The sequence below is a fragment of the Nonomuraea sp. NPDC059194 genome (assembly GCF_042754765.1).
GTDB lineage: Bacteria > Actinomycetota > Actinomycetes > Streptosporangiales > Streptosporangiaceae > Nonomuraea.
Genome location: NZ_JBHZBH010000069.1, coordinates 1 through 24,377, shown reverse-complemented (window position 1 = coordinate 24,377; position 24,377 = coordinate 1). Strand labels below are relative to the sequence as shown.

At 66.9% G+C, this 24,377-nt stretch carries 24 protein-coding genes, 2 pseudogenes and 2 CRISPR repeat arrays; of the genes and pseudogenes, 21 read left to right on the top strand and 5 right to left on the bottom strand.

Going from position 1 to position 24,377, the window contains the following annotated elements; translation table 11 throughout:
- Positions 1-129: 129 nt before the first annotated feature.
- Positions 130-647: a CRISPR direct-repeat array (repeat unit 29 nt; unit sequence CGGATCACCCCCACGTGCGTGGGGAGGAC).
- A 203-nt stretch (positions 648-850) separates the two neighbouring features.
- The 8 genes from cas3 to cas2e all read left to right on the top strand — a co-directional run bounded on the left by cas3 (position 851) and on the right by cas2e (position 9,575).
- Positions 851-3,544, top strand: coding sequence for a CRISPR-associated helicase Cas3' (gene cas3 / locus ACFXJ8_RS42215; RefSeq protein ID WP_379650939.1), 2,694 nt, complete (start codon positions 851-853; stop codon positions 3,542-3,544).
- A gap of 90 nt (positions 3,545-3,634) precedes the next feature.
- Positions 3,635-5,170, top strand: a complete 1,536-nt coding sequence (gene casA, locus ACFXJ8_RS42210) for a type I-E CRISPR-associated protein Cse1/CasA (RefSeq protein WP_379650937.1) — start codon at positions 3,635-3,637, stop codon at positions 5,168-5,170.
- A complete protein-coding gene (gene casB / locus ACFXJ8_RS42205) occupies positions 5,167-5,784 on the top strand; it encodes a type I-E CRISPR-associated protein Cse2/CasB (protein WP_379650935.1) in 618 nt (205 codons plus the stop codon). Before casA ends, casB begins: the two co-directional genes overlap by 4 nt.
- Positions 5,781-6,905: a type I-E CRISPR-associated protein Cas7/Cse4/CasC gene (gene cas7e / locus ACFXJ8_RS42200; RefSeq protein ID WP_379650933.1), complete on the top strand. Its 1,125-nt coding sequence runs from the start codon at positions 5,781-5,783 to the stop codon at positions 6,903-6,905. Before casB ends, cas7e begins: the two co-directional genes overlap by 4 nt.
- Positions 6,902-7,639, top strand: a complete 738-nt coding sequence (gene cas5e / locus ACFXJ8_RS42195) for a type I-E CRISPR-associated protein Cas5/CasD (protein WP_379650931.1) — start codon at positions 6,902-6,904, stop codon at positions 7,637-7,639. Before cas7e ends, cas5e begins: the two co-directional genes overlap by 4 nt.
- Positions 7,636-8,265, top strand: a complete 630-nt coding sequence (gene cas6e, locus ACFXJ8_RS42190; protein ID WP_379650929.1) for a type I-E CRISPR-associated protein Cas6/Cse3/CasE — start codon at positions 7,636-7,638, stop codon at positions 8,263-8,265. The genes cas5e and cas6e overlap by 4 nt, the downstream gene beginning before the upstream one ends.
- Positions 8,262-9,239 carry a type I-E CRISPR-associated endonuclease Cas1e gene (gene cas1e, locus ACFXJ8_RS42185; RefSeq protein WP_379650927.1) on the top strand — a complete coding sequence of 326 codons (978 nt, stop codon included), beginning with the start codon at positions 8,262-8,264 and terminating at the stop codon, positions 9,237-9,239. The genes cas6e and cas1e overlap by 4 nt, the downstream gene beginning before the upstream one ends.
- A 3-nt stretch (positions 9,240-9,242) precedes the next feature.
- On the top strand, positions 9,243-9,575 hold the full coding sequence (gene cas2e / locus ACFXJ8_RS42180) for a type I-E CRISPR-associated endoribonuclease Cas2e (RefSeq protein ID WP_379650925.1): 333 nt from the start codon (positions 9,243-9,245) through the stop codon (positions 9,573-9,575).
- An 18-nt stretch (positions 9,576-9,593) separates the two neighbouring features.
- Positions 9,594-11,450: direct repeats of the CRISPR family, unit length 29 nt; unit sequence GTGCTCCCCACGCACGTGGGGGTGAACCG.
- Positions 11,451-11,701: 251 nt separating this feature from the next.
- Here cas2e and ACFXJ8_RS42175 read toward each other — a convergent pair.
- Positions 11,702-12,016, bottom strand: coding sequence for a hypothetical protein (locus ACFXJ8_RS42175; RefSeq protein WP_379650923.1), 315 nt, complete (start codon positions 12,014-12,016; stop codon positions 11,702-11,704).
- A 120-nt stretch (positions 12,017-12,136) separates the two neighbouring features.
- Complete coding sequence (locus ACFXJ8_RS42170) at positions 12,137-12,349, bottom strand: hypothetical protein (RefSeq protein WP_379650921.1); 213 nt, start codon at positions 12,347-12,349, stop codon at positions 12,137-12,139.
- A 351-nt stretch (positions 12,350-12,700) separates the two neighbouring features.
- On the opposite strand from ACFXJ8_RS42170, the gene ACFXJ8_RS42165 reads away from it, so the two are divergent.
- A complete protein-coding gene (locus ACFXJ8_RS42165; RefSeq protein ID WP_379650919.1) occupies positions 12,701-12,988 on the top strand; it encodes a winged helix-turn-helix domain-containing protein in 288 nt (95 codons plus the stop codon).
- 107 nt (positions 12,989-13,095) lie between these two features.
- Here ACFXJ8_RS42165 and ACFXJ8_RS42160 read toward each other — a convergent pair whose 3' ends face one another.
- From ACFXJ8_RS42160 to ACFXJ8_RS42150, 3 genes are read right to left on the bottom strand one after another with little or no spacing between them, the layout of a single operon-like run.
- Entirely contained in the window at positions 13,096-13,419 is a 324-nt protein-coding gene (locus tag ACFXJ8_RS42160; RefSeq protein WP_379650917.1) for a hypothetical protein, read from the bottom strand.
- A gap of 8 nt (positions 13,420-13,427) precedes the next feature.
- Positions 13,428-13,976, bottom strand: a complete 549-nt coding sequence (locus ACFXJ8_RS42155) for a hypothetical protein (RefSeq protein WP_379650915.1) — start codon at positions 13,974-13,976, stop codon at positions 13,428-13,430.
- On the bottom strand, positions 13,973-14,305 hold the full coding sequence (locus ACFXJ8_RS42150; protein WP_379650914.1) for a hypothetical protein: 333 nt from the start codon (positions 14,303-14,305) through the stop codon (positions 13,973-13,975). Before ACFXJ8_RS42150 ends, ACFXJ8_RS42155 begins: the two co-directional genes overlap by 4 nt.
- 136 nt (positions 14,306-14,441) lie before the next feature.
- Between ACFXJ8_RS42150 and ACFXJ8_RS42145 the strand changes: the two genes are divergently transcribed.
- The 12 genes and pseudogenes from ACFXJ8_RS42145 to ACFXJ8_RS42090 form a co-directional block, all read left to right on the top strand.
- Positions 14,442-14,615 carry a hypothetical protein gene (locus ACFXJ8_RS42145; RefSeq protein WP_379650912.1) on the top strand — a complete coding sequence of 58 codons (174 nt, stop codon included), beginning with the start codon at positions 14,442-14,444 and terminating at the stop codon, positions 14,613-14,615.
- 80 nt (positions 14,616-14,695) lie between these two features.
- Complete coding sequence (locus ACFXJ8_RS42140; protein ID WP_379650910.1) at positions 14,696-15,001, top strand: WhiB family transcriptional regulator; 306 nt, start codon at positions 14,696-14,698, stop codon at positions 14,999-15,001.
- Positions 15,001-15,729 (top strand): hypothetical protein, encoded by a 729-nt coding sequence (locus tag ACFXJ8_RS42135; protein ID WP_379650908.1) that lies wholly within the window; start codon positions 15,001-15,003, stop codon positions 15,727-15,729. Before ACFXJ8_RS42140 ends, ACFXJ8_RS42135 begins: the two co-directional genes overlap by 1 nt.
- Positions 15,730-15,834: 105 nt before the next feature.
- A complete protein-coding gene (locus ACFXJ8_RS42130) occupies positions 15,835-18,051 on the top strand; it encodes a cell division protein FtsK (RefSeq protein ID WP_379650906.1) in 2,217 nt (738 codons plus the stop codon).
- Between the two features lie 394 nt (positions 18,052-18,445).
- Positions 18,446-19,303, top strand: coding sequence for a bifunctional DNA primase/polymerase (locus ACFXJ8_RS42125; RefSeq protein WP_379650905.1), 858 nt, complete (start codon positions 18,446-18,448; stop codon positions 19,301-19,303).
- Positions 19,300-20,868 carry a YfjI family protein gene (locus tag ACFXJ8_RS42120; RefSeq protein WP_379650903.1) on the top strand — a complete coding sequence of 523 codons (1,569 nt, stop codon included), beginning with the start codon at positions 19,300-19,302 and terminating at the stop codon, positions 20,866-20,868. Before ACFXJ8_RS42125 ends, ACFXJ8_RS42120 begins: the two co-directional genes overlap by 4 nt.
- The gene (locus ACFXJ8_RS42115) at positions 20,868-21,053 is read left to right on the top strand and encodes a helix-turn-helix transcriptional regulator (RefSeq protein WP_379650901.1); all 186 of its coding nucleotides are present in this window, start codon (positions 20,868-20,870) and stop codon (positions 21,051-21,053) included. The genes ACFXJ8_RS42120 and ACFXJ8_RS42115 overlap by 1 nt, the downstream gene beginning before the upstream one ends.
- The gene (locus ACFXJ8_RS42110) at positions 21,053-22,438 is read left to right on the top strand and encodes a tyrosine-type recombinase/integrase (RefSeq protein WP_379650899.1); all 1,386 of its coding nucleotides are present in this window, start codon (positions 21,053-21,055) and stop codon (positions 22,436-22,438) included. Before ACFXJ8_RS42115 ends, ACFXJ8_RS42110 begins: the two co-directional genes overlap by 1 nt.
- Before the next feature lie 43 nt (positions 22,439-22,481).
- Positions 22,482-22,763 (top strand): annotated as a pseudogene (locus ACFXJ8_RS42105) (hypothetical protein); the annotation flags it as partial.
- 283 nt (positions 22,764-23,046) lie between these two features.
- Positions 23,047-23,529 (top strand): ATP-binding cassette domain-containing protein, encoded by a 483-nt coding sequence (locus tag ACFXJ8_RS42100; protein WP_379650897.1) that lies wholly within the window; start codon positions 23,047-23,049, stop codon positions 23,527-23,529.
- 110 nt (positions 23,530-23,639) lie between these two features.
- Entirely contained in the window at positions 23,640-23,783 is a 144-nt protein-coding gene (locus ACFXJ8_RS42095; RefSeq protein WP_379650895.1) for a hypothetical protein, read from the top strand.
- A 328-nt stretch (positions 23,784-24,111) separates the two neighbouring features.
- Positions 24,112-24,377 (top strand): annotated as a pseudogene (locus ACFXJ8_RS42090) (hypothetical protein); the annotation flags it as partial.

Genomic DNA, 24,377 nt, shown 5'->3' with positions numbered 1-24,377 from the left:
CCCGCCTGGATCAACAACGACCGAAGAGGACACCACAGAGAAGTCAACACAGAATTAGCCCAGCTCAACTGCCTTGATCAAATTGACAGGTTCCGCCCTGACCCAGGACCCGCCGGACCCGCCCCCGTTCGGATCACCCCCACGTGCGTGGGGAGGACGCCGCCCACGAACTTCTCCATGACTGACATGACGGATCACCCCCACGTGCGTGGGGAGGACACCGCCACCAGTGATGTCGCCCGGCAAATTGACGGATCACCCCCCACGTGCGTGGGGAGGACGAATGGACGGCGCCCACCAGCCCCACCCCGAGCGGATCACCCCCACGTGCGTGGGGAGGACGGCTCCGCCTTCGCCACCGATCAGGAAGGACGCGGATCACCCCCACGTGCGTGGGGAGGACGACGCGCCAGGCATGCCGAAGACGAAGGAAGAGGGATCACCCCCACGTGCGTGGGGAGGACGTCAGGCAGTACCTCGTGCGTGTCCCTGGTCGCGGATCACCCCCACGTGCGTGGGGAGGACAGGTGTGGGCACGGTACGGCCTCGAACTGTTCCGGATCACCCCCACGTGCGTGGGGAGGACCCGTTCAGGGCATTGGGCGGCGGGCACGTCGCCGGATCACCCCCACGTGCGTGGGGAGGACACTTCGCGACCTGCAGGTTTACCTCGGCCGGTTTGCGTTTTGACGGTCCGCACGCCGGGCGGATCGCCTTCCTGAGTCGCGAATAATCTTCACTTTCCCGCATCTGGTAGGAATTGTCGGCGCCTGACTCTACAGTGGGGTCTTCGCCTGAAGGATCATGCCTTACCGTGCCAAGCTATTGAAAGATATCAAGGAGCTCATGAATGGCCGAACCGGTCAATGTGGACTTGGCCTTGTGGGGCAAGTCCCGTGGCCTTAGCTCGCCATATCCCTTGATCTGCCACCTGCTCGACGCCGCAGCCGCGGTGGAGACTCTCTGGGATGTCTACCTGCCTTCCGGCCTGAAGGCCACCCTGGCCGCACAGCTGTCGTCCAGCGAAGCCGAGGCGCGACACCTTTTGGCTTACTGGGCAGCTCTCCATGACCTTGGCAAATGTGCCAGCTGCTTTCAGGATCTGGACGAAAGGCGTCGGCCCGACCTCCAGGCATACCCAAGGCCGGATGCCGGCTATCAAAGTCATGCGTTCATGGGCCAAGTATGGCTGGGCAAGGCATTAGCGCGTCAGGGGTATAGGGCGGCCCGAAGCCACTCGCCCGCTGCACGCGTAGCACAGATCGTCGGCGGACATCACGGGCGTTTCACTCCTTTTAACCAGCTTGAGTTCCATTCTCCTCTTCTGGCCGTTCCCGCGCTTTCCGACGGGTCTTGGGAGGAACAGCGGCAGGCGATCCTCTCGGCGCTGCACGAGTTGCTGGGCGCTCCCAGTCCCCCCAAGCAGGTGTCGGCGGCCGGAGCGGCCATGTCCTGCGCGGCGATCATTCTGGCCGACTGGCTTGTCAGCCAGGAGCCATTCCTCGCCGAGCGCCTGCGAGCAGGGCTCCCGGAGTCAGGCGAGCGCGACCGCTTGCGGCGCCACCTGCATGCCAGTCGTGCCGTGACTCCGCGGCTTCTCCGAGATGCGGGACTTGGGCGCTTGACCTTCAAGCCCGGTGGGTTCGCCGAGGATTTTCCCTTCCCGCCGAACGAGCTACAAAGGTCCATCGCCGAGTGTCTGCCCGATCTTCTCGACGGCGACCCAGGACTGTTGCTGATCATGGCGCCGATGGGAGAGGGCAAGACCGAAGCGGCATTGCACGCAGCCAAGCTCATGGGGGAGGCCGCGGGTATGCCGGGCTTCTTCTTCGGCCTGCCAACGATGGCCACTACGGACCAGATGTTCACGCGTGCGGACGAGTTCCGGCAGCGCCGTACCGAAGGTTCCGATTCCCTGACCCTCCTGCATGGCATGGCCTGGTTGAACGCTGCCTACGCCCCGGGCGGGGATCCGGTGGACGTGCTCAGCGCGGACCCGACGGCCACCGAGTGGCTTCGTGGCAGCAAGCGGGGCCTGCTGGCCAATCTCGCGGTCGGCACGATTGACCAGGCGCTGCTCGCCGTCTTGCGGGGTCGCCACAATGTGGTCCGCATGCTCGGCCTTACTGGCAAGGTCATGATCATCGACGAGGCCCATGCCTACGACTCCTACATGCAGGGTCTGTTGAAGATGCTGCTGCAGTGGCTGGGCGCCCTGCGGGTTCCCGTGGTCTTGATGTCGGCGACTCTGCCGGTGATGGTTGGCCGACGGCTGGCGGCTGCGTACTTGGCTGGCACCGGCTGTCCTGAGCAGGCCGTACCGGACGCCGTCTACCCGGGCTGGATATACGTCAGCCCGCAGCAGTCGACGCCCGTCGGCGTGAGCAGCCGTCAACGGACGCTGGTGGTGGAGACCCGCTCGGTGCCGCTGGGAGCCGGCCGGCGTCCCGAACGCGGCGACGTGTTGCGTGAAATCTTGTCGCCGCTGTTTCAAGGCGAGGGTTGCGCCGCTGTGATCTGCAATACCGTGGCTGAGGCGCAGCTCACCTACCTGCAACTGCATCGCTGGGCGGGCGAGGCGGGTGAGAACGCGCCTGTCGTATCCCTCCTGCATTCGCGTTTCCCGCTGCACGCGCGCGAGCGGATCACGCGTGAGGCGATCGCCAGGTTCGGCAAGGCCGCGCGTGGCGGGCGGAGAGCGGCGATCCTGGTCGCCACCCAGGTGATAGAACAATCTCTGGATCTCGACTTTGACATTGTGATCAGTGACCTGGCACCGATCGCCCTGCTCCTGCAGCGAGCAGGGCGGTGCCACCGTCATCAGGACAACGATGCTCGTAGGCCCGCGTGGGCGCAGACGATGCGGCTGGTCGTCCTCACCCCAAGCGGCCGCCCCGGCGAACTGGTCATTCCGCCGGGTTGGCCGTATGTCTACCCGAAGGCGCTGCTGCGCCGTACGCACAAGGTTCTCAACCGGCTGGAAGACGGCCGGGTCGCCATTCCAGATGATGTTCAGCGCCTGGTCGATGAGGTGTACGACGAGAGCTTCGGCGATGAGAGCAACCCGCTCACCGATGATGACATCGACCGGCTCGCCGACGAGCAGACCAAAGATCTCTACGCCCAGATGGCGGCCATTCCTGGCCCCGAGCAGGTGAAGGATCTCAGCGAACTGAGCCGCGGTGAGGTAGTCGACGAATACGCCACCAGGCTCGGCGCCGACGGAGGCAAGGTCGTCTGCTGCCAGGCGAGCCCGGAGGGGCAGCTGATGCTCGGCGGCGAGCCGCTGCCACGTCCCAGTGGCCCGAAGGGGCGCTTCACCAGGGAACAGGTCAAGCTCATCCTTCGGCACACCGTTCCCGTGCCCGCCTCCTGGATCCGGGGCGCCGCACCGGGGGAAACGCCGCCGGGATGGGCGGACAACCCCCACCTCAAAGACCTCATTGTGATCCGCATGACGGGCGAGGAACCCTCAGGGGTCCTCGGTGATCGGCAGCTGTGGCTCTCGCCCGAGATGGGCCTGTCGCAGTACCCGCCTCGATGACGTCACGACCGTAGAAAGGAGACGATGCGATGTCCGATGACCTAGACGCCTGGACCCGTCCCTCAGCGGAGGCCAGTAGGGGGCGACCCTATGAGCTTTGATCTGCTGACCCGCGACTGGCTCCCTGTCCGCACCGGTGATGATCGGCAGATGATCGGGTTGGTGGAGCTCTTCCAGCGTGCCCACGATCTGACGGACATCGAGGTGTCTCCGCCACCGGCCGCATCAGGTCTCTGGCGCGTGCTCACGGTGATCGCGGCCCGGATGACTGGACTGGACGACGTCAAGCTGAGCGCGGAGCAGTGGGGCGACCGGCAAGCCGAAGTGCTGGAGCGAGGGTGCTTTGATCAGGCGACGGTCGAGGCGTACTTCGCGCGGTACGCCAACCGCTTCGACCTGTTCGACCAGCACCGGCCCTGGATGCAGGATCCGCGGTTGCGGGCGGAGTGCAAGTCGAGCTCGGGCGTGAACAAGCTCGTCATGTCCAGGGCGGCCGGAAACAACCAGGTGTGGTTCGATCACACGACCACACTGACACCACGACCCATCGCCGCAGGCGAAGCCGTGTTCCATATGCTGATGCAGCTGTACTACGGCCCGTCCGGCCAATGCACCCCACGCACCGTTGGAACGGTCGCTGGCGGCAACAGCAAGGCCGGTCCGCTGCGCCGGACGATCTCTTACCATCCGCTCGGCCGTACCGTCTTCGAGTCCCTGGTGGCCGGCATCCCTCCGGCATACGAATACCGCACGGGCGGCCAGGACGTGGCCCCGTGGGAGGCCGACGAACTGCCTGACCCGCGTGCGCTGCCGCCGCGTCCGAGCGGCATCGCGGGGCTGTTGACCGGCCGCTTCCAGCACGCCGTGCTGTTGGAGCGTTCCCCTAAGGACGACTGTGTGACAGACGCGTGGATCACCTGGGCATGGCGGGATGCGGAGTTTCCCGCTAAGGATCCCTACCTGGTCTACCAGCAGAGCAAGGACGGCAGCCAGTACGCCCGTCAGGCTGATGCGAGCCGCGCCCTGTGGCGGGACTTCGACTCACTGCTGCTGGAGGACGTCGGCGACGAACACCGCCGCCGACCGGTGGTCCTGGGAAACGTCGAGGACCTGCGCGGCACGCTGCTTCCAGTGTTGCGGGTCCGCGCCTTTGGCTTCGACCAGGACGGCCAGACCCGTGACAAGGAGTGGATATCAGGACTCACGCCCGCATTACTGGCACTCGCTAACGACCCGGCCGCAGCCCGGGCGGTCAGCGACCTGCGGCAGAGCGCCGAACGGACGCAGGCTCATCTGCGGTGGGCGCTGAAAGACGTCTGGATCTCGATCAACGATCCGTCTAACGGCGACGGCAAACCGCAGCGCAAGGACATCTCGGAGGGGCCCTGGCCCGCTCAAGGGGCAGCACGGTATTGGCGACGAGCTGAGCGGATCTTCTGGGAGGCCGTCAACAATCGCGCTTTCGATGCCGGAACGCGTCACTTCCTGCGCCTGGGCCTCGATGTGTATGACGAGGTCACCGACAGCGCGGGCGCCTTGCCGAGGGCCAAGCGAGCCATCGAGCTCAAGCGTGGCCTGATCTTCAAAGCCCATCCGACCGCGAGCAAGGCGAAGGAGCTCGGGTGAACTTCATTCCCTCCCTTGAGGCAGCCGACAGGTACGTCGGCTACCTCAACCGCGTTGCGCATACCGATCCCGGCCGCCGTTCCGCGCTCCGCCGCGGACTTGGACGGTCTGTCGAGGACCCTCTGGTTCGACGGGCGCACGCCGTTGTGGTGCCGTGGTTGCCTTCCGGATCCGGCCGGGCGGTCGAGAGCGCCTATTACTCGGTCGCGGCGCTGGTCGCCTCCAAGCCGGTCGAACGGCAAGAACCAGCCGAACAGGCGGTACCGGCGTCGGCGCCGCTGCCTGACGGCGACAAGACGCCCGAACGTCTCACGACCAGCATCGGCGCCACGCTGGGCGCAGCCGTACGCGAAGGCAAACTCAACCCCGACGCCGTGGAAGCACGCCTGCACCTGCTGTGCCGCCAGGACGTGACTGGCCTGCACCGCCAACTCCCCGGCCTTGTCCGGCACCTGACCAGCAAAGACGTCACCCCCGACTGGGGCCGTCTGCTGATCGACCTGAGCCGATGGGGCAGCCGACGCGATTGGGTGACCAAACGCTGGCTCCAGGACTACTACCGCGCCGCCACGACCACACCCGACAGCGACAATCCCGAAAGCGAGGACCAGTGACCACCACCCCCCGTTACCTCGACATCCACGTCCTGCAGACCGTGCCCTTCGCCAACCTCAACCGCGACGACCTGGGCTCACCCAAAAGTCTGATCTACGGTGGCGCCACCCGCACCCGGGTATCCAGCCAGTGCTGGAAGCGCGCCATACGGCTCGATGTCGAGCGCGCGATCGGCGATCCCGCCGTGCGGACCAGGCGCGTCCCGGCCGAGGTCGCGGCCCGGCTGAAGGAGCGTGGCTGGAGCGAGGAGGCCGCGCTGGCCGCGGGCGCGCAGGTGGCACTGTCGGCGAACAAGAAGGACGGCCTCAAGCTGGAAGACAAGGGCGGCACGTCCGTGCTGCTGTATCTGCCCAAGGCAGCGCTGGACGCGCTGGCCGACCTGGCCGTCGAGCACCGCGAGGCGATCGAGGCCACCGCGGGTGTCAAGAAGCCCAAGGCTGTCCTGCCCTCCGAGCAGGTGGCGGCCATCCTGTCGGAACGCAACGGCGTCATCAACTTGTTCGGCCGGATGCTGGCTGAACTGCCCGGGGCAGGCGTCGACGGGGTCGTCCAGGTGGCGCACGCCTTCACCACACACGAGGTCGCCCCCGAGATCGACTTCTTCACCGCGGTCGACGACTGCCTGCCCGAGGATGCGGTCGGCAGCGGCCACATGAACAGCGCCGAGTTCAGCGCTGGCGTCTTCTACCGCTACGCCAGTCTCGACCTGACCGGCCTGCTGGAGAACCTCGGCGGCGATACTGTGATGGCCACCGAGCTCACCGGCGAGTTCCTGCGCGCCTTCGTTTCCTCGCTACCGACGGGCAAGCAGACGTCATCGGCCGCCAACACACTGCCTGACCTTGTCCACGTGGCCGTGCGCGGCGACAGGCCGATCTCCTTCGCCGCGGCCTTCGAAGCGCCCATCCGTCCCGAGCACGGAATCGCGGAGCCGTCCCGCCGACAGCTCGCTCGTCATGCCGGGCGGCTGGAGAAGCTGTGGGGTACCTCCGGCGCCATTCACCGCAGCTACGCCTGCGTCGATGACAAGCCGCTGGACGGTCTCGGCGCGCAAGTCGACTCCTTCGCCGAGCTGATCGATGGCGCCGTCTCCGCCGCCCAGATCGGGCGCTCAGCATGAGTGGTCTGGTGCTGCGGCTTGCCGGGCCGTTGCAGTCCTGGGGCGAGCACAGCGTCTTCACGCAGCGCGACACGGTGCGCTTCCCCACCCGTTCCGGCCTGATCGGTCTGCTCGCCTCTGCCGAGGGAACAAGCAGGGACCGGGCATTGAACGCCTACGAAGCGTTGCGTTTCACCGTCCGCATCGACCGGCCCGGTGTGCAGTTGATCGACTTCCACACCGTCGGCGGGGGCCTGCCACGCGGAGTACCCCGACCAGATGGCACCTACCGTGCCAAGGACACCGCGACGATGGTCACCCGGCGCCAGTACCTGTCCGACGCGGCGTTCACGGTGGCGGTGGAAGGCGACGCGGCCCGGCTGGCAGAGCTCGCCGAGGCACTGCGCCGGCCGTACTGGCAGCCCTACCTTGGGCGGCGCTCGTGCCCACCCGACCAACCCTTGTTGCTGCGCCACAGCGACGATCCGGTGGGTGACCTGAAGACCAAAGTGCCGGTCATGCGCCGCCTGCGCCCAGACGACGAGCTCACGGCTGAGTTCATTACCGAAGGCGCCCTCGACGCGGCCGACTCCGTCACGCAGCTGGCTGACGTACCGGAGAGCTTCAACCGGTACGCGCGCCGCTACCGCACTCGCACGGTCAGCATCACTACCACAACGCTGCCCAGGCAGCTCTGCCGCACCGGCGATGAGTTCTGGGATCAGCTGGTCGCCTATATCCAGGAGGAACGGTGAACGCCTGGCTGACGAGGATCCTTCCCGACGTGCGCCGCCGCGACGTGAACAACGACCTTGCCGATGCTGACCGGCTGCACAAGCGCGTCATGATGCTCGTCCCCGATGAGTTCACCACGCCGGCGCGCGCCGAGGCAGGCGTACTGTTCCGGCTGGAAGACACCAAGATGGGGGCACAACTGCTCGTCCAGAGCAGCTACAAACCTTTGATTGAACGCCTGCCCGACGGATACGGCGAGATCGCAGTCAAGGACCTGTCCGCCCTGCTCATACGCCTGCGGAATGGTGTGCCGGTCCACTACCGCATCGCCGCCAACCCGTCCAAGAGGCTCGGCAAATCGGCTGGACCCCGAGCAGGACAGATCGCGGCACTGCGTGGTGCCGATGCAGAAGAGTGGTGGGTACGGAGGGCCGCCACGCACGGCTTGGCCGTCACCACGGTGACCTCACAATCCGAGCGCGACGCCCGGGGCAAGCAGTCCTCCATCCGGCACGCTGTCGTCCGATTCGACGGAAGCGCGATCATTCACGACGCCGAACTGGTACGCGCCGCTGTGCTGGAGGGAGTCGGGCGTGGCAAGGCCTACGGATGCGGGCTTCTCAGTCTCGCCATGGCCGCACAATGAGCAAGAGCGCGCGCCGCCGGTTGGGGGCGCCCACGCTTGCCATGTTGCCTCGCGTTGCAGACTCCCTATCGTTCCTGTACGCCGAGGCGGTCAAGATCGTGCAGGACGATACCGGTGTCTGTGCTCAAGTCGATACAGCCCGCGGCGCTGATCGGGTGTACATCCCTACCGCGGCGCTGGCGTGCATCCTGCTTGGCCCTGGAACCTCGATCACACAACCTGCCATGGCGACCATTGCGCGCCATGGCACTTCGCTCGTATGTGTCGGCGCAGGCGGCGTTCGTAGCTATGCGGGAATCATGTCTGCTTCACTGACCACCTCCTGGTTGGAAAAGCAGGTCAAGGCGTGGGCTAACGATGAACTCCGTCTCGCGGTGGCCGTACGAATGTACGAGGCGCGTTTCGGCTCTGCATCCGCTCCAACCGGGGCTACGCTTGCCCAACTGCGCGGGTTGGAAGGGCAGCGTGTCAAGGCGTTATATCGGATCCTTGCCACCAAGTACGGGGTGAAGCGCTTCAAACGCAACTACGACCCTGACGCTTGGGATGACCAGGATCCTGTTAATAAGGCGTTGTCGGGTGCCAACTCTTGTATGTACGGCATCGTGCATGCGGCCGTCTTGGCCCTCGGCTGCTCGCCTGCCCTCGGGTTCATCCACAGCGGCACGCAAATGGCCTTTGTGTATGACATCGCTGATCTCTACAAGGCGCGTGTCACGATCCCTATGGCGTTTTCGCTGCATGCTTCCGAAGATCCGGAACGAGATGCCAGAAGGCGGTTGCGTGAGGATCTACGAGCCTATCGGCTGATGCCGCAGATCGTCGCCGATATCCAGGCACTTCTAGATCCCTCAGGCGTTCAGGACGCTCCTGAGCGCAATAACGACCTGGTGCATCTGTGGGATCCGCAAGCCGGCCCGCTCCCATCGGGGATGAACTATGGCTTTGAGTATGGCGAGACATCGCTGGAGTAGCCGATGCCATCGATGATCGTTATCTCGACGACAGCCATTCCTGATCATGTAGGTGGTGCTCTGTCGCGCTGGCTCATTGAGCCTTGTCCTGGCCTGTATGTCGGCACCGTTTCGGCCCGAGTGCGCGACGAACTCTGGTCGGCGGTCAGCGCAACTGTCGGTGACGGCCTGGCGGTCCTGATCCATGCGGCCGATACGGAGCAAGGGTTCGCTATGCGTACCGCAGGCCATCGTCGTCGACACGTGGTCGATTTTGACGGTCTGCAACTGATCAAGTTCGTTTCAGACAAGCGCAATGAAGATCTTGAGGCTCAAGAACCTCAAGTGAAATTGTGAAGCAGCAGGTCGCGAAGTTTGCTCCCCACGCACGTGGGGGTGAACCGTAGGCCGGGTCTCTCGCGTCTCAGCCGGTGGTGTGCTCCCCACGCACGTGGGGGTGAACCGATCAGGCCCACCAGCGCACGGGCGGTGGCGTCGTGCTCCCCACGCACGTGGGGGTGAACCGTTCGGCAGGTAAGCGACCACCAACTGGGCGAGGCGCTCCCCACGCACGTGGGGGTGAACCGCGTGGCGAGGCACCGTCCACCGCGTCTACCGCGTGCTCCCCACGCACGTGGGGGTGAACCGGCAGCTACAGCGAACTCACGCCATCCACGACCGTGCTCCCCACGCACGTGGGGGTGAACCGGTCCTGACGATCTACTACCAGCCCGGCCTGGAGTGCTCCCCACGCACGTGGGGGTGAACCGCGTGGTGATCACGGTGGGGGTTCTGCATGCTCGTGCTCCCCACGCACGTGGGGGTGAACCGCATCCTCACTCGTTCTCCAGGTTCATCAGGACGTGCTCCCCACGCACGTGGGGGTGAACCGCGGACAGGACGGTGGACGTCATGGTCTTGGCGGTGCTCCCCACGCACGTGGGGGTGAACCGTTACGCAGCGCGGTCCGACCAGAGGCGGTGACGTGCTCCCCACGCACGTGGGGGTGAACCGGATGAGAGCGGCGACGATGAGCGCGCCCAGCGTGCTCCCCACGCACGTGGGGGTGAACCGTGTCCCTGGATCGCCCGCTACCGACCCGCCCCGTGCTCCCCACGCACGTGGTGGTGAACCGCGCGCGGCCGCGCTGATGCGCCGCTGGGGGCTGTGCTCCCCACGCAGGTGGGGGTGAACCGAACACACCGTTGGTCTGCAACGACACGAGCAGGTGCTCCCCACGTACGTGGGGGTGAACCGCTGGATGAAGCGCTCCCCGCCAAGTGGGCCAGGTGCTCCCCACGCACGAGGGGGTGAACCGTCGAACGGCGTGATCTTCGCAACGTCCCTGGCGTGCTCCCCACGCACGTGGGGGTGAACCGTGGGAGGCATACGAGACTGGCGGTTGCCCCCCGTGCTCCCCACGCACGTGGGGGTGAACCGGTGCTGCGCTTCACGACGCCTCCCCGGACATGGTGCTCCCCACGCACGTGGGGGTGAACCGCAGATACCGTCGCGGCCGACGATGGGGCATCCGTGCTCCCCACGCACGTGGGGGTGAACCGGCGGGCGCGGTCACCGTGTTCTCGGTGACGGTGTGCTCCCCACGCACGTGGGGGTGAACCGCAGCTGCGCTACACGATCGCCGTCGACGGCATGTGCTCCCCACGCACGTGGGGGTGAACCGACGCGTGTCCCTCAGTCCGATGTGACGTCGGCGTGCTCCCCACGCACGTGGGGTGAACCGTGCGACGTCTTCCCCATCCAGGTGGGCAGCGTGTGCTCCCCACGCACCTGGGGGTGAACCGACGAAACTGCGGCTTCCCGTGATGGCCAGGTCGTGCTCCCCACGCACGTGGGGGTGAACCGCATGTCATCGACGTCGATCTCGTCGGCAGACTGTGCTCCCCACGCACGTGGGGGTGAACCGCCCCGATTCGACCAGGCGTATGCGGCGCTGTCGTGCTTCCCACGCGCGTGGGGGTGAACCGTTCCACGCCCAGTTCCGCAAGGAGTTCGTCGAGTGCTCCCCACGCACGTGGGGGTGAACCGCCGAGCAGGATCAGTGCGCGGTCGCGTACGCCGTGCTCCCCACGCACGTGGGGGTGAACCGCTCTCAGTGGGCACCTCTTCTATGGAGAAGACGTGGTCCCCACGCACGTGGGGGTGAACCGGTCGTCTCCTCCATGTAGACGACCGCCGCTTGGTGCTCCCCACGCACGTGGGGGCGCTTGTGCTCCCCACGCAGGTGGGGGTGAACCGAAGGCGCCCTGCACGGAGACCTTCAGCTCGTCGCGCTCCCCATGCGCGTGGGGGTGAACCGGTGACGACGCCGCCGCTTGTGCTGATGGCATGGGCCATGCCTTTCTGCCAGACATAACCGGCGCTGAATCCGCGTAATCCGCAGAATCCCCTTCGAGGGCCGTTGGGACAGTCCACGAGGTCGCACTACTACGCCGAGATGCTGTCCGCAGAATTCAGCGGAACTACGCAGATCCAGGGGCCTGCCCGCGACGGGCCGCGCGGACGAGCTGACCGGCTCGGGCTTTGGACAAGCCGAGTTGCTCGGCGAGCGCCGAAACCGAGAGACCCTCTGCCGTCTGGATGCGCAAGGCGGCCTCTGCCCTCACCAGGGCGGCGTCGTCGGCCAGTTCACGTATCTGCTCGGCGAGGCGAGTGGCGTCCTCGTAGGCCGTGCGTAGGTCAGGTTCGGCCCGTGTCTGCCGTACTGCCTCCTGGTATGCGCGCCTGAGCGCGAACAGGGCGGCGTCCAGGCCTACGACGTCGGAAGGTTCCGTCACGAGTGCTCCCTGATCAATCGTTGCCGGACAACTACGGATGGTGGGCGCGGCGGCGAGTCGCGACACGGGCCGTCCTTTGGGGATGGGTGTGGCAGGACGGGGCGCTCGCCGCCGCGCCGCTCAGGGGCGCCTCGTGCGCTTGGCGATGAGGCGGGCGCACTCTGTGCAGACGGAATCGCCTACGCGCCAGGTGAACAGTTGGCCGAAGTGGTTGCCCACTCTGGCGGTGCGTCCGCACACGGCGATCACGTCCTGCGAGACGGCAGTTTCGGCCTGGCGCTCGATGAGGCACCACGGTCCGATCCCACTGATGACCAGGACGAAGCGGTCCATGAAGGCGTATGGAGCGGACCGCTTCACGAGATCTCGCCGTTCGCGCTGGCGAGGAGGACGACGAGCCCTAGAGGGCTGTGGTGGTGAATCGTCCGGGTACAAGTGCAGTCGGGCTCCCAACATGCCCCGGTGGCGCACCATATGCCCCCGGATCGTTCGATGAGCCAGTCCGGGTACGCCTTCTGGATCGACTGAGCGAACTCCTCGGCCTGCCCCTGATTCAGGTCGAGAGTGATGCGCGAGAAACCTGGCACTCTCATGCGCTTCAGGATAACGCGGTATAGAGCGGTATGCAGCAGCATGCCGCTACCTAAGTGTTTGTGCAGCTCAGGGCCGTTCTAGGTTGCTGTTATGGCAGAAGAGCAGGGCATCCCGCCGTTCGACCCCGAGGGCGCGGTCTACGTCTACGCGGCGATGGCCGATCACATCGCTGCCCGCATCGAGGCGGGCGAGCTGCGCGCGAACGCCCGTCTCGCTGGAGAACGCGCTCTGGCCGAGGAGTACGGGGTGGCGCTGGGTACCGCGCGCCGTGCGATCGAAGAGCTGCGTCAACGCGGCCTGGTCGTGACCCTGCCCGCCAAGGGGACCTTCGTGGCCGTGCCTCAACCCGCGAGCGACGGTGAGACGGACGCGGTCTGATTCTGCGGAGTTCTGCGTGATTCCGCTGGGCGTGAGGGATCCCCGGCGGAAAGTCGTAAGCCCCCAGAAGATCGCTCCTCTGAGGGCTTACTGCGGATTGTGCGACGTCACATCTCGTCGTTACGGATCTCTGCGGCCAGCGTGACCGTCACACGCGCTTCCTGATCCGCCACAGAGGCGTGGAGCCGGATGCCGTAGTCCTGCTTGATGCCGTTGGGCCAAGCCTCGGCTCCGAGGGCTGACCGCCAGGCCTCGAAGTCGTCCTGTCGCTGGATCGGATCGACCGCATCACAGTGCCCAGCGAGGATCGGTTCGGACTGGGCGCTCGACATGGTCCACGCGATGACCGGCAAGTCTTCGCGGGCGGCCCGCGCCAAGAGGACGCCCAGTAGTTCATACGCCCGGCGCTGATGCTCGGACTGTTCAGCCATGCTGCCCCCTAAGCGATCTGCCCATCGGCGATGGTGATCGGCTCCTCGCCGTGCTTGTGGTCGTACATCCCGGCCAACGCTGGACGGAAGGCTGCGAGGTGTCGCCGCCAGGTGTCGCAGAGCGCGTCTCGGGCCGAGGAGTCGGTCTGGAGCAGGAACTGCAGGTGGCGCATGCCGTGCAGGAGAACGTCTATGTACCGCGGAATGGGCGCCTCGGTCGCTTCGACTTCGATGGGCTTCCCGACCGCGTCGGTCAGGGCCGGACTGATCGGCTTCGCGTCGGGCCACTGGTCGCGGGCGTAGTCCAGGCAGTCGATGACCGCGACGTAGGTCAGGATGACGGCCTGGCCGTCAGCGCGCCATGAAGTCGAGTGCAGCAGCTTCACGCCTGAAGCGGCCTTGTTCGCCTCCAAGAGGTCAGTCACAGTCGTGTGCGGGTCGCTCTCCTGAAGGATGGCCGAGGAACGCCATGCGTCGCTCCCGCTGATCAGCCAAATTCCGGTGGGATCCGCCGAGACCGGCCAGACCTCTACCCGAACTTCGGTGCGCTCGCTCACTGAGTCTCCTTCGTCGCGGTTCCACGCTGATCGGTGGCGTCCTTGGCCGTCTTGATCAGCTGGGCTGCTCGTGCCTTCGACACTCCGATGCGGCCGGCCAGGTCGGCCAGCGACATCCGTTCCTGCTCGAAGATGCGGGCGGCGGTAAGCGCGCGGTGATCCCCAGAGGCCTCGATCAGCCGTCTAAGCGTCTCCACGAGTTCGGTCGCTCCGCCGTACGCACGGTTGGGATCGGGCTCTGCGTCGATCGCAACCACTGCCGCTTCGAAAGCGCGCCCGAGGTCAGCAAGCGCGGTTTTGACCGCCTCGCTCACGCCTTCTTCTGTCATGCCAACCAGCGTAGACGCCTCGTCAAGGGGGGACTAGACAACACGCGTGTAGTACCCCCTTGACGATCGTGCAGGGGGGCCTATACGGTCTGTCGTGTAGCGCCCCCTACACGGGCGGTCGACCTGGAGGAAACCGATGATGATCCCGACGCAGCAGTCCCGCCGCATCCTGCCGACCTTGCTCGCTATCGGCGCTCTGTTCTTCATCGTCCGCGAGCCCGCCAAGGCTGCTCAGTTCGCCACGAGCGCGCTGGACGCTCTTCTGAAGATCGCCGAGGCCTTCGCGACCTTCGCCTCTCACCTCGGCTGAGACCCACATGCAAAGAGGGACGGCCCCATCCGCCAAGACGCAGGCCGCCCCTCACTCCCGGTAAAAGGAGCAAAACCATCATGACTCGCAAGTTCAACCGCGTAAATCGCCCCGTCCACCCGTCGGTCAAAGCGCCGTGGCGGGTGCAGGGGGAGACGCTGCTCCCTGAGTGCGTGTATGACCCCGAGCTGCACACCGGGCCGATCGACACGATCGAGAGCGCTGAGCAGCGCGCTGCTCGCGAGGAGGTTGCCCGCGATGTCTGCGCCAGCTGCCCCGCGCGGCAGCTCTGTGAGCTCTACGCGCTCCGGGTCCGCCCGACCTCTGGCATCTGGGCTGGCCGGGCCACCGCCGAACTCGCCGAGTACCGGGCCGAGGTGGCGTGATGAAGAGGAACACGATGCTGGTGCTTCTCGCCCTGCCCGCCGCTGTGGCCACGTGGTCCGGGTGGGTCGGGCTGGGGGAGAAGACCGGCTTCGGCATGGTCACCCCACTGCCGGGCATCGCGGACGGTTTCCAGATCAACACGGCCATCACGCTGCCGATCGGCGTGGAGACCTATGCCGCGTACGCCTTGGGCGCGTGGCTGAAGTCCGGCGGCCAGGTCAGCGACACCACGCGGACGTTCGCCAAGTGGTCGGCCATCGGATCCCTGGCGCTGGGGATGCTCGGCCAGGTCGCCTATCACCTGCTGGAGATCTCCGCTCAGGCCAAGGCGCCCGACTGGATCACGGCGGCCGTCTCCGTCCTGCCGGTGCTGGTCTTGGGCATGGGTGCCGCCCTCGGTCACCTGCTGGCCCGCGATTCGGCTCAACCCGCCGAATCGCCCGTCACACCTGCCAGCGTCGCGCAGCCCGAGACGCCGCCACGCGCGACAAGGACTCCCAAGCGGACCGTCGCCGGCATCGATGACCTCCTGCCGGTTGGCCGCAGCATCGCCGCCGACCTGGAAAGCCGAGGTCTCTCGCTGACCCGTGACCGGCTGCTGAAGGCGGTTCGCGACACCGGCCGGTCGATGTCCTCGGACCGCGCCTCGGCGTTGCTGGCCCGTCTCAAACGCGAGGCCGATGCCCGTCCTGCGGAAGCCGTACCGAAGCAGCCGCGGGCCGCCTGACGGACCTGCACATCTCCCGCCACCAGTAGGGGCGCGGACTCATCCGCCAAGACCAGACCGCGCCCCGCCACCCCGCAACCGCGAAGACCACGAGGTGACCTCATCATGACGCACGACCCTTTCGACTCTGACGACAGCGCGGATGGCAAGGAGGCGGACATCGTCCACCTGGACGCCGCCCGCGCCGGACGCCACCCGTACGGACCGACCGCCGATCGTCCGGAAGAGGCGGACGGGACCGCCGCCGCTCCTGCGGACGGACCGGTTCTCGAAGGCGAGATCGTCCGCGTGGACCAGGTCGGACCGGACCGGACCGACTGGCGGACGGACCTGGAGGCCAAGGCCCGCGCCCGGCACCCGATCGTCCCGCTGTGGCTGCGGTCGGCTCCCGAAGCGATCGAGACGCTGAAGTGGGTGGGGCTCCACTACCTGCACGTCGGCGGGTACCAGGTTGCCCGCGCGCCGCTGTACGGCGGGCGGCTGGCCGTTCGCTCCCCGCGCGGGTTCGTCCGCCTGGTCGGTGGCATGGTTCGGTGGACGTTCGATCTGGAGGGCGAGCCGGTACGGCTGGCCGCCGTGCGGAAGACGGACCCGGAGAGCTACCTCAAGCTGAGCAGGCAGCGTGACTCTCGCGTCCGCCTGCGTGTCTGGATCACCGGCACCGCTCTTGTGACGCTGCTGATCGCCGCGATTGTCGTCGCCGATCAACCGACCCACGTGCAGTGGACGGCTCTGGCCGTGGCCCTGGCCGCTCTCGGGGTCATCGGCAAGCCAGCCGATCGGCCGCTCATCAACCGCGCCGTGGTGCCGGCCAACGTGGAGCGGCTGACCAGTGACATCGTCATCCGTGCGCTGACCGCTCTCAGCATCGCCGGCATCAACCAGGCCATCGCCAAGAACCCGAAGGACGCCATCCGGTTCGTCGCCCCGATCACCCGCGACGGCCCTGGATGGCGGGCGGACATCGATCTGCCGTACGGCGTGACCGTAGCCGACGTGATGGACAAGCGCGACCGCATGGCCTCGGCGTTGCGCCGCCCGCTCGGGTGCATCTGGCCGGAGGGCGACAGCTCCATTCACGAGGGACGGCTAATCCTGTGGGTGGGTGACAAGGACCTGTCCAAGACCGTCGTGCGTTCCCCGCTGGCCAAGGCGAGCAGCCACGACGTGTTCAAGGGCATTCCCTTCGGCAGCGACCCGCGTGGACGCCCCATCGTGGTGCCGATCATCCAGCACAACATCTTGATCGGCTCGCTGCCCGGCCAGGGCAAGACCGCCGCCGTACGCGTGCTGGCCTCGGGGGCGCTGCTCGACCCGACCGTGGAGGGCTGGATTCACGAACTCAAGGGCACCGGCGACCTCGACCCTCACGAGCAGAACTGCCACCGCTACGTCTCGGGGATCGAGGATGAAGCCATCGCGTACGCCGCCGACTCCCTGACCCTGCTGCGCAAGGAAGTCATGCGCCGTTCGGGCGCGCTCAAGGCGCTGCCGCCCGACCTGTGCCCGGACAAGCGCGTCACCCGCCAGATCGCCGACAAGCGGTCTCTCGGGCTTCACCCGCTGGTCTGCATCATCGACGAGTGCCAGAACCTGTTCGCGCACCCCGAGTACGGTGGCAAGGCCGGCGACGACGCCGAGTTCATCATCAAGCTCGGTCGCGCTCTCGGTGTGGTGCTGATCCTGGCCACCCAGCGCCCGGACAAGGACAGCCTGCCCACCGGCATCTCGGCGAACGTGTCGATCCGGTTCTGTCTGCGGGTGGCCGGACAGATCGAGAACGACATGATCCTCGGGACGTCGGCCTACAAGAACGGCGTCCGCGCCACGGTGTTCGTCCCTGAGACCGACGCTGGTATCGGCTACCTGGTTGGGGCGACTCCGATGCCGAAGGTGGTCCGGTCGGCCTACCTCGACACCCCGGCCACCCAGCGGATCGCCGATCGGGCTCACGCCCTGCGCGTCGAGCTCGGGATGTTGTCCGGGCACGGCCTGGGGGAGCGGCCCGAGCAGATCATCCCGAGCTATGACCTCCTGGCCGACATCCTCGCTGTGGTCCCGCCCTCCGAGGCCAAGGTCTGGAACGAGATCGTCGTGGATCGGCTGGCTGATCTCCGCAGCGACGTCTACGGGCCGTGGGCGGCGCTGGAGGGTGGCGCGAGGACGGCTCAGCTCACGACGGCGCTCAAGCCGTACGGCATCAAGACCATGCAGGTGTGGGGCACGCCCGAGGGCAGCGGCAAGGGCGCGAACCGCATCGGCATCGCCCGCGACGACATCACGAACGCCATCACCCAACGTGACCGTGGAGCGGCTTCGTAGAGCCCGGGATCGCCTCTAGACCTAGAGGCCGACCCCTCTAGGTCTAGAGGCTCCCCTAGAGCCGAAAACAGCTATCCACCAGCGATCTAGCGCCTAGACCCTGACCTGCGCAAACCCTGGAATCGGCCCTGGAGGCCTACATGGCGACCGCCATCGTCTTGCTAGTGCTGTGCCTACCGTCCATCACTCTCGGTTATCTCGGCTTCTGTCTCGCGTCCCCTTGGGGCCTCTGCCGCCGCTGCGCCCCTGGCGGCAGGAACCGCACCTGCCGCGCCTGCCACGGCACCGGGATGCGGCCTCGCCTCGGCTGGCAGCTCTACGTCTACTTCCGCCGCTTGCACCGCGACGGCAACCACTGAAACCGCGACGGCAACCACTGAACTTGGAGATCCACATGCCCGACCTCACCCGCTACGCCCTGGCCGCCGCTGCCCGCGGATGGCACGTCTTCCCGCTCACGCCTGGTCAGAAGCGCCCCTTGCGCGGTTTCACCGAATGGGAACGGCAGGCCACCACCGACGCCGCACGCATCCGGCAGATGTGGGCGCGCATGCCGTACAACATCGGCATCGCGTGCGGCCCGTCCCGCCTCATGGTGATCGACCTGGACGTCCCACAGGACGGGGATGATCCACCGCCGCCGGAATGGGCGCTGCCCGGTGTTCATGACGGCGCTGATGTTCTCGCCGTGCTGTGCGAGCGGGCAGCGGAGCCTCTGCCGTTGGAGACCTTCACCGTCCGCACGGGGCGTGGCGGCACGCATCTCTACTTCTCGACCTCGCCCGATGTGGAGCTTGGCAACTCGGTGGGCAAGCTCGGGTGGAAGATCGACACTCGGGCGCGCGGCGGCTACGTCGTCGGTCCTGGAAGCCGCGTGGGCTCGGGAAGGTATGAGGCCATCCACACGGCTGCCCCGGCGCCGCCCCCGTCGTGGCTGGCCGAACGTCTCGCCGCTGACCCTGTGCAGGCCGCACGCCCAGCGGTGGGTCACGCTCTCGGCTATGCGTTGACCGCCATGCGCGCCGAGGTGGAACGCGTTCTGGCGGCCGCCCCCGGCACCCGCAACAACACGCTCAACGCCGCAGCCTTCGCCCTCGGCCAGCTCGCCGCCGCAGGCCTGCTGCCGCGCCACCTGGCCGAAGCCTGCCTCCAGAGCGCCGCCGAGGCCATCGGCCTCCCGGCCCGCGAAGCCTTCTCCACGATCCGTTCCGGCCTCGACTCCGGGAGCCGCCAGCCACGGAGGGCGGCGTGACAACCATCACCGATCCGCACGCCGCCGCCGCCGAAGCTCTGTTGAGCAAGCTCGGCGCGGCTGAGCAGCTCGCTGAGATGTACCAGGCCGCGTGGGAGAAGCCCGCGCCCTTCGGTCAGCGTCGCGAACTGTCGCCCTTTCCGGTGCATGCGCTTCCCGCGTGGGTGGCCGAGCACATGTCCGCCGTGGCGGAAGAGACACAGACGCCGCTCGACCTGGCGGGCTGTGTCGGCCTGGCCGCCCTGTCCACCGCTGCCGGGGGCCGAGCGGTGGTCAACGTCCGAGGCTCGTGGACGGAGCCGGTCAACCTCTTCGTCCTGGTCGCCATGCCGCCCGGCTCGCGCAAGTCAGCCGTCTTCCGCGCCATGACCGCGCCGCTGCACAGCGCGGAGAAAGCGCTGGCGGATCGGATCGGCCCGCAGATCACCGAGGCCGAGGTCGCGCGCCGTCTGGCCGTCGACGTGGCAGAGAAGGCAGCCCGTACGGCAAGCGGCGCGCGAGGCGAGGCCGCACCCGAGGCCGTCGCCGAGGCCCAAAGCGCCGCCCTGGCCGTGGAGGGCATCAAGGTCCCTGTCCTGCCCCGGCTGGTGGCCGACGACATCACACCGGAGACGGCCGCGAGCCTGCTCACCGAACAAGGGGGACGGCTGGCCGTCTTGAGCGCCGAGGGCGGCATTTTCGCCACGCTCGCGGGACGGTACTCGGGCACGCCGAACCTGGACCTGTTCCTCAAGGGGCACGCCGGCGACGCCCTGATCGTCGATCGGCGAGGCCGCACGGAACGGGTGGACAGCGCCGCCTTGACCATGGGTCTGGCCGTCCAGCCCGAGATCATCGCCGACATCGCCAGCATGCCGGGCTTCCGCGGCAAGGGCCTGCTCGGACGCATCCTCTACAGCCTGCCCAAGAGCAACGTCGGATACCGGCGCGTCGACCCGCCGCCCGTGCCCGAGCCCGTCGCCGCGCGCTACGACGCCAACCTCCAACGGCTCACTATCGGCATGCATGACTGGGACGATCCCGCGCGCCTGGTGCTGTCCGCCGAGGCCGATGAGACCTTCACCGAGCACCGGCGCAGGACCGAGACGCGGCTGCGTCCCGACTCGGGCGACCTTGGGCACATCACCGACTGGGCGGGCAAGTTCGACGGCGCGGTGATGCGTCTGGCCGGCCTGATCCATCTCGCCGCGCATGTTGACGACGGCTGGCGCCGCCCGATCAGCGCCGACACTGTCAACGCCGCCATCGCCCTGGGGGAGTACTTCACGGCTCACGCGCTGGCCACCTTCGACGCCATGGGCGCCGACTCCGAGGTGGATGGCGCCCGCACTGTTCATGCCTGGCTGGAGCGCACCCGTACGGCCCGCTTCACCGTTCGCGAAGCGTTCACCGCGCTCTCCCGCAGCCGCTTCCGCAAGGTGGGCGAGCTGGAGGCACCGCTGGAACTGCTCGAACAGCTCGGGTGGATCAGGCGCGAGCCTGAACCGCCCCGCAGTGGTCCAGGTCGCCGCCCTTCACCGGCTTACCGAGTTCATCCCGATCTAGCTGGAAGGGACGCCGCCTGATGGCCACTGACGAGAAGCTCACCGTCCCCGAGGTGTGTCGGGAACTCAAGATCGCTCAGTCCACCTTCTACGAGTGGCGCGCGAAGAGGCGCGGTCCACGCTGCATCACCTTGGCCAATCGGCAGCTACGCGTACGCCGTTCCGAACTGGACCGCTGGCTCAACGAGCGAGAGGACGCCGCCTGATGAACATCAGCTACGACGTGCGTATTCACAACATCGAGAAGCGGCGGAACAGCGCGGGCCAGATCACGTCCTGCCGTGTCTCCTGGAAGGTTAACGGCATTCCGTGGAAGGAACGCTTCAGTACGTTCGCCCTGGCTGACACCTTCCGCTCCGAGCTGATGGCTGCCGCCCGTAGAGGGGAGGCGTTCGACGTCGCGACTGGACGGCCGGTCTCATGGAAGCGGGAGGAGACCGCCCTGACATGGTTCGCGTTCACGCTGGCCTACGCGGAGGCCAAGTGGAAGCACGCTTCCCCGAACCACCGTCGTGGGATTGCGGAAGCGCTGACGGACGCCACAGAGGCGCTGCTGATCGGAGTGGATAGGGGGCCTGAAAGGGAGAGCCGTCGCGCGGCTCTCCGCTGGGCGTACAGCAACCGCATTCGCGACGGCCTGGCGGAGCCGCCTGCGAGCCTGGCAATGGCGTATCGATGGCTGGAGTCCAACACCATCCTCATGACGGCGTTCGAGGAGGCATCCGGTAAAGGGTCGGGCCTCGCACGCAGCGTGCTGGACAGGATCAGCAGCACGAAGAACGGCAAGATCGCTGCCGCCGCGACGACAACCCGCAAGCGCGCGACCGTCAACAACGCCATGGAATACGCCATCGAGATCGGCGCCCTGTCCAGCAACCCTCTCAAGGCCGTGAAGTGGACCAGGCCGCGGCTGCTCGCCAGCGTCGACCCTCGTGTGGTCATCAACATCGGGCAGGCCCGTCGCTTCCTTGGCGCCGTGGAGCAACGGGCGGAACGGGGCAAGCGGATGAAGGCGTTCTTCGGCTGTATGTACTTCGCGGCGCTGCGCCCCGAAGAGGTGGTGGACCTACGCGAAGAGCACTTGGCCAGCCTTCCCGAGGGCGCATGGGGAGAGATGCAGCTCACCAACGCTGAACCTCGCGCGGGAAGTCGCTGGACCGACAGCGGCAGAGTTCGAGAGCGGCGCGGCCTCAAGCATAGGGCCGAGGGCGACACTCGCCCTGTCCCGATCCACCCCGAGCTGGGGGCCATGCTCAGGGCGCACATCGACGAGTTCGGGACCGGCCCTGGCGGTCGGATCTTCATCGGTCCGCGCGGTGGGCTCATGACAGATCGCGCCTACCTCAAGGTGTTCCATGAGGCGCGAGAGAAAGCGTTCACCGTGGCCGAGGCCAAGTCGCCGCTCATGGCGGTTCCTTACGACCTTCGCCACGCCGCCGTCTCTACGTGGCTCAACGCCGGGGTGCCGGCGCCCCAGGTGGCCCAATGGGCGGGGCATAGCGTGGATGTTCTTCTGCGCGTCTACGCGAAGTGCATTCACGGGCAGCAGGACGCGGCTATGAAGCGCATCTGGGACGCCACACGGGAATGATTCTGCTGCCACAGTCGACCGTCGCGCGCATTCCGGAGCGCACCTGCGCCGACCTCATGGCTCTAGTGGTCGTGGTCGTCCGGCTGATCGACTTCGTCAGGCTTCTGGCCGAGGTGACGATGTTCCTCTCGCCGTTGACGCTAGCGGCAAGCGGGACCGGTCGGCGGCCGGGACCACCGCGGGAACCCTCCGTGCCCGGCGACGAGTCATTGATGATCAGCCCGCGGTCGAACGACAGTCGAGGACGTCGCTGTCCGGCGGGCAGGCGGCCCGTGCGGGCCTGGCGTCGCTGCTGCTGAGCCGCTACGACCTGTTCCTGCTGGACGAGCCGACCAATGACCTCGACCTGGACGGGCTCGACCGGCTGGAGCGGTTCGTGAAGGGGCTGCGCGCGGGGACCGTGGTGGTCAGTCACGACCGCGAGTTCCTGGCCAGGACCGTGTCGTCGGTGCTGGAGCTCGATCTGGCCCAGCAGCAGGTCCACCTGTACGGCGGCGGCTACCAGGCCTACCTGGACGAGCGCGAGGTGGCCCGCAGGCACGCCCGCGAGCGCTACGAGGAGTACGCCGAGACGCGCGCCGACCTGGAGTTGCGCGCCCGCACGCAGCGTGCGTGGATGGAGAAGGGCGTCAAGAACGCTCGGCCCCGTCGACCTGGAGATCGGCTGGACGGAGCGGGTGGCGATCACCGGCGCGAACGGCTCGGGCAAGACGACGCTGCTTGCCGCCATGCTGGGCAAGCTGAAGCTCGAGAGGGCCATGCGGCGCTCGGTCCCGGGGTGGTGGTCGGCGAGGTCGTTCGAGGGCTCGGCACCGCTGGTCGAGTCGTTCTCCGACGAGATGCCGCCCGGCGAGGTGCGCACGCTGCCGCGCTGGCGTTGCTGCAGGCCAGGGGCGTCAACCTGCTGGTGCTCGACGAGCCGACCAACCACCTCGACCTGCCCGCGATCGAGCAGCTGGAGTCGGCGCTGGCGGCCTATCCCGGCACGCTGCTGCTGGTCACCCACGACCGGAGGATGCTCGATGCCGTACAGGTGGATCGGCGGCTGCGGGTGGACGGAGGTCAAGTCACCGAAGAGGGGTGAAAAATAACATCGTGGATTGAAGCGAGAGTGAAACAATTTTCCGCCTCTCGTTGACACACGATGTCGCGATGGTGTGCCTTTCTCTACACCAAGCACAGGTGAGAGGAGGTGCGACACATGAGCGACGTCTCGAAAGAGCGCTGCGAAGCGAAGAGGACCTGGACCATGACCATGATCCAGGCCCTCCTCACCCTGCTTCGACTCGCGATCGAAGTTTGGGACCACTTCAACGGCGACGGCCCTGGACCGCTGCTCCCGTAGTAGAAGGACGATTCAGGTAGCGCCAAGTAGAGGGTCGGGGTCTACGTCGAGTCCGGCAAGGTCTTCGACGAGAGGCATCGGCCCTTCTACTGGGACCCGCGCGCAGCCGCAGGACGGCTACGCATGGGTCCTGCCTGCATCATAGGCATCCACACCGACACCCCGACCGAGGACAAGCTCGCCCAGTTCCTCACCGGGTGGTTAAAGGAGATCGACATCACGCTGACCACCCGGACGCTCGAAGTTCACCGAGGAGATCGGCAGCACCGGCCTGTTCGACATCACGATCAGTGGCTGGCGGTCAACCCCGATCCAGTCGGTCGACTCGATGAACCCGTTCCTGGCGGTACGGCTGATCGCGGGCCAGCTCCAGCGGTGGACGTACATGTTCCTCACCACGCCCGACCCCAAGACCCTTCAGCCAAGCCTCGACCTGGCCGAATCGTGGGAGTTCCCCGTGATGCTGTCGAACCGGATCCCGATCGTGCCCAAGCACGTGTGGGAGAAGGTCGGCGACATGGCCACGTACGAGAACGAGACGTACCCCGCCGTCACCAACGGCGCGTACATCCCGATCGAGCACAAGAAGGACAA

Coding starts and splice junctions, on each gene's coding strand:
- casA (WP_379650937.1), top strand. CDS start 3,635: ATGAGCTTTGATCTGCTGACCCGCGACTGGCTCCCTGTCCGCACCGGT.
- ACFXJ8_RS42145 (WP_379650912.1), top strand. CDS start 14,442: ATGATGATCCCGACGCAGCAGTCCCGCCGCATCCTGCCGACCTTGCTC.
- ACFXJ8_RS42110 (WP_379650899.1), top strand. CDS start 21,053: ATGAACATCAGCTACGACGTGCGTATTCACAACATCGAGAAGCGGCGG.
- ACFXJ8_RS42130 (WP_379650906.1), top strand. CDS start 15,835: ATGACGCACGACCCTTTCGACTCTGACGACAGCGCGGATGGCAAGGAG.
- ACFXJ8_RS42160 (WP_379650917.1), bottom strand. CDS start 13,419: ATGGCTGAACAGTCCGAGCATCAGCGCCGGGCGTATGAACTACTGGGC.
- ACFXJ8_RS42140 (WP_379650910.1), top strand. CDS start 14,696: ATGACTCGCAAGTTCAACCGCGTAAATCGCCCCGTCCACCCGTCGGTC.
- ACFXJ8_RS42125 (WP_379650905.1), top strand. CDS start 18,446: ATGCCCGACCTCACCCGCTACGCCCTGGCCGCCGCTGCCCGCGGATGG.
- cas2e (WP_379650925.1), top strand. CDS start 9,243: ATGCCATCGATGATCGTTATCTCGACGACAGCCATTCCTGATCATGTA.
- ACFXJ8_RS42135 (WP_379650908.1), top strand. CDS start 15,001: ATGAAGAGGAACACGATGCTGGTGCTTCTCGCCCTGCCCGCCGCTGTG.
- cas3 (WP_379650939.1), top strand. CDS start 851: ATGGCCGAACCGGTCAATGTGGACTTGGCCTTGTGGGGCAAGTCCCGT.
- ACFXJ8_RS42165 (WP_379650919.1), top strand. CDS start 12,701: ATGGCAGAAGAGCAGGGCATCCCGCCGTTCGACCCCGAGGGCGCGGTC.
- ACFXJ8_RS42095 (WP_379650895.1), top strand. CDS start 23,640: ATGAGCGACGTCTCGAAAGAGCGCTGCGAAGCGAAGAGGACCTGGACC.
- cas5e (WP_379650931.1), top strand. CDS start 6,902: ATGAGTGGTCTGGTGCTGCGGCTTGCCGGGCCGTTGCAGTCCTGGGGC.
- ACFXJ8_RS42115 (WP_379650901.1), top strand. CDS start 20,868: ATGGCCACTGACGAGAAGCTCACCGTCCCCGAGGTGTGTCGGGAACTC.
- cas1e (WP_379650927.1), top strand. CDS start 8,262: ATGAGCAAGAGCGCGCGCCGCCGGTTGGGGGCGCCCACGCTTGCCATG.
- ACFXJ8_RS42170 (WP_379650921.1), bottom strand. CDS start 12,349: ATGGACCGCTTCGTCCTGGTCATCAGTGGGATCGGACCGTGGTGCCTC.
- ACFXJ8_RS42150 (WP_379650914.1), bottom strand. CDS start 14,305: ATGACAGAAGAAGGCGTGAGCGAGGCGGTCAAAACCGCGCTTGCTGAC.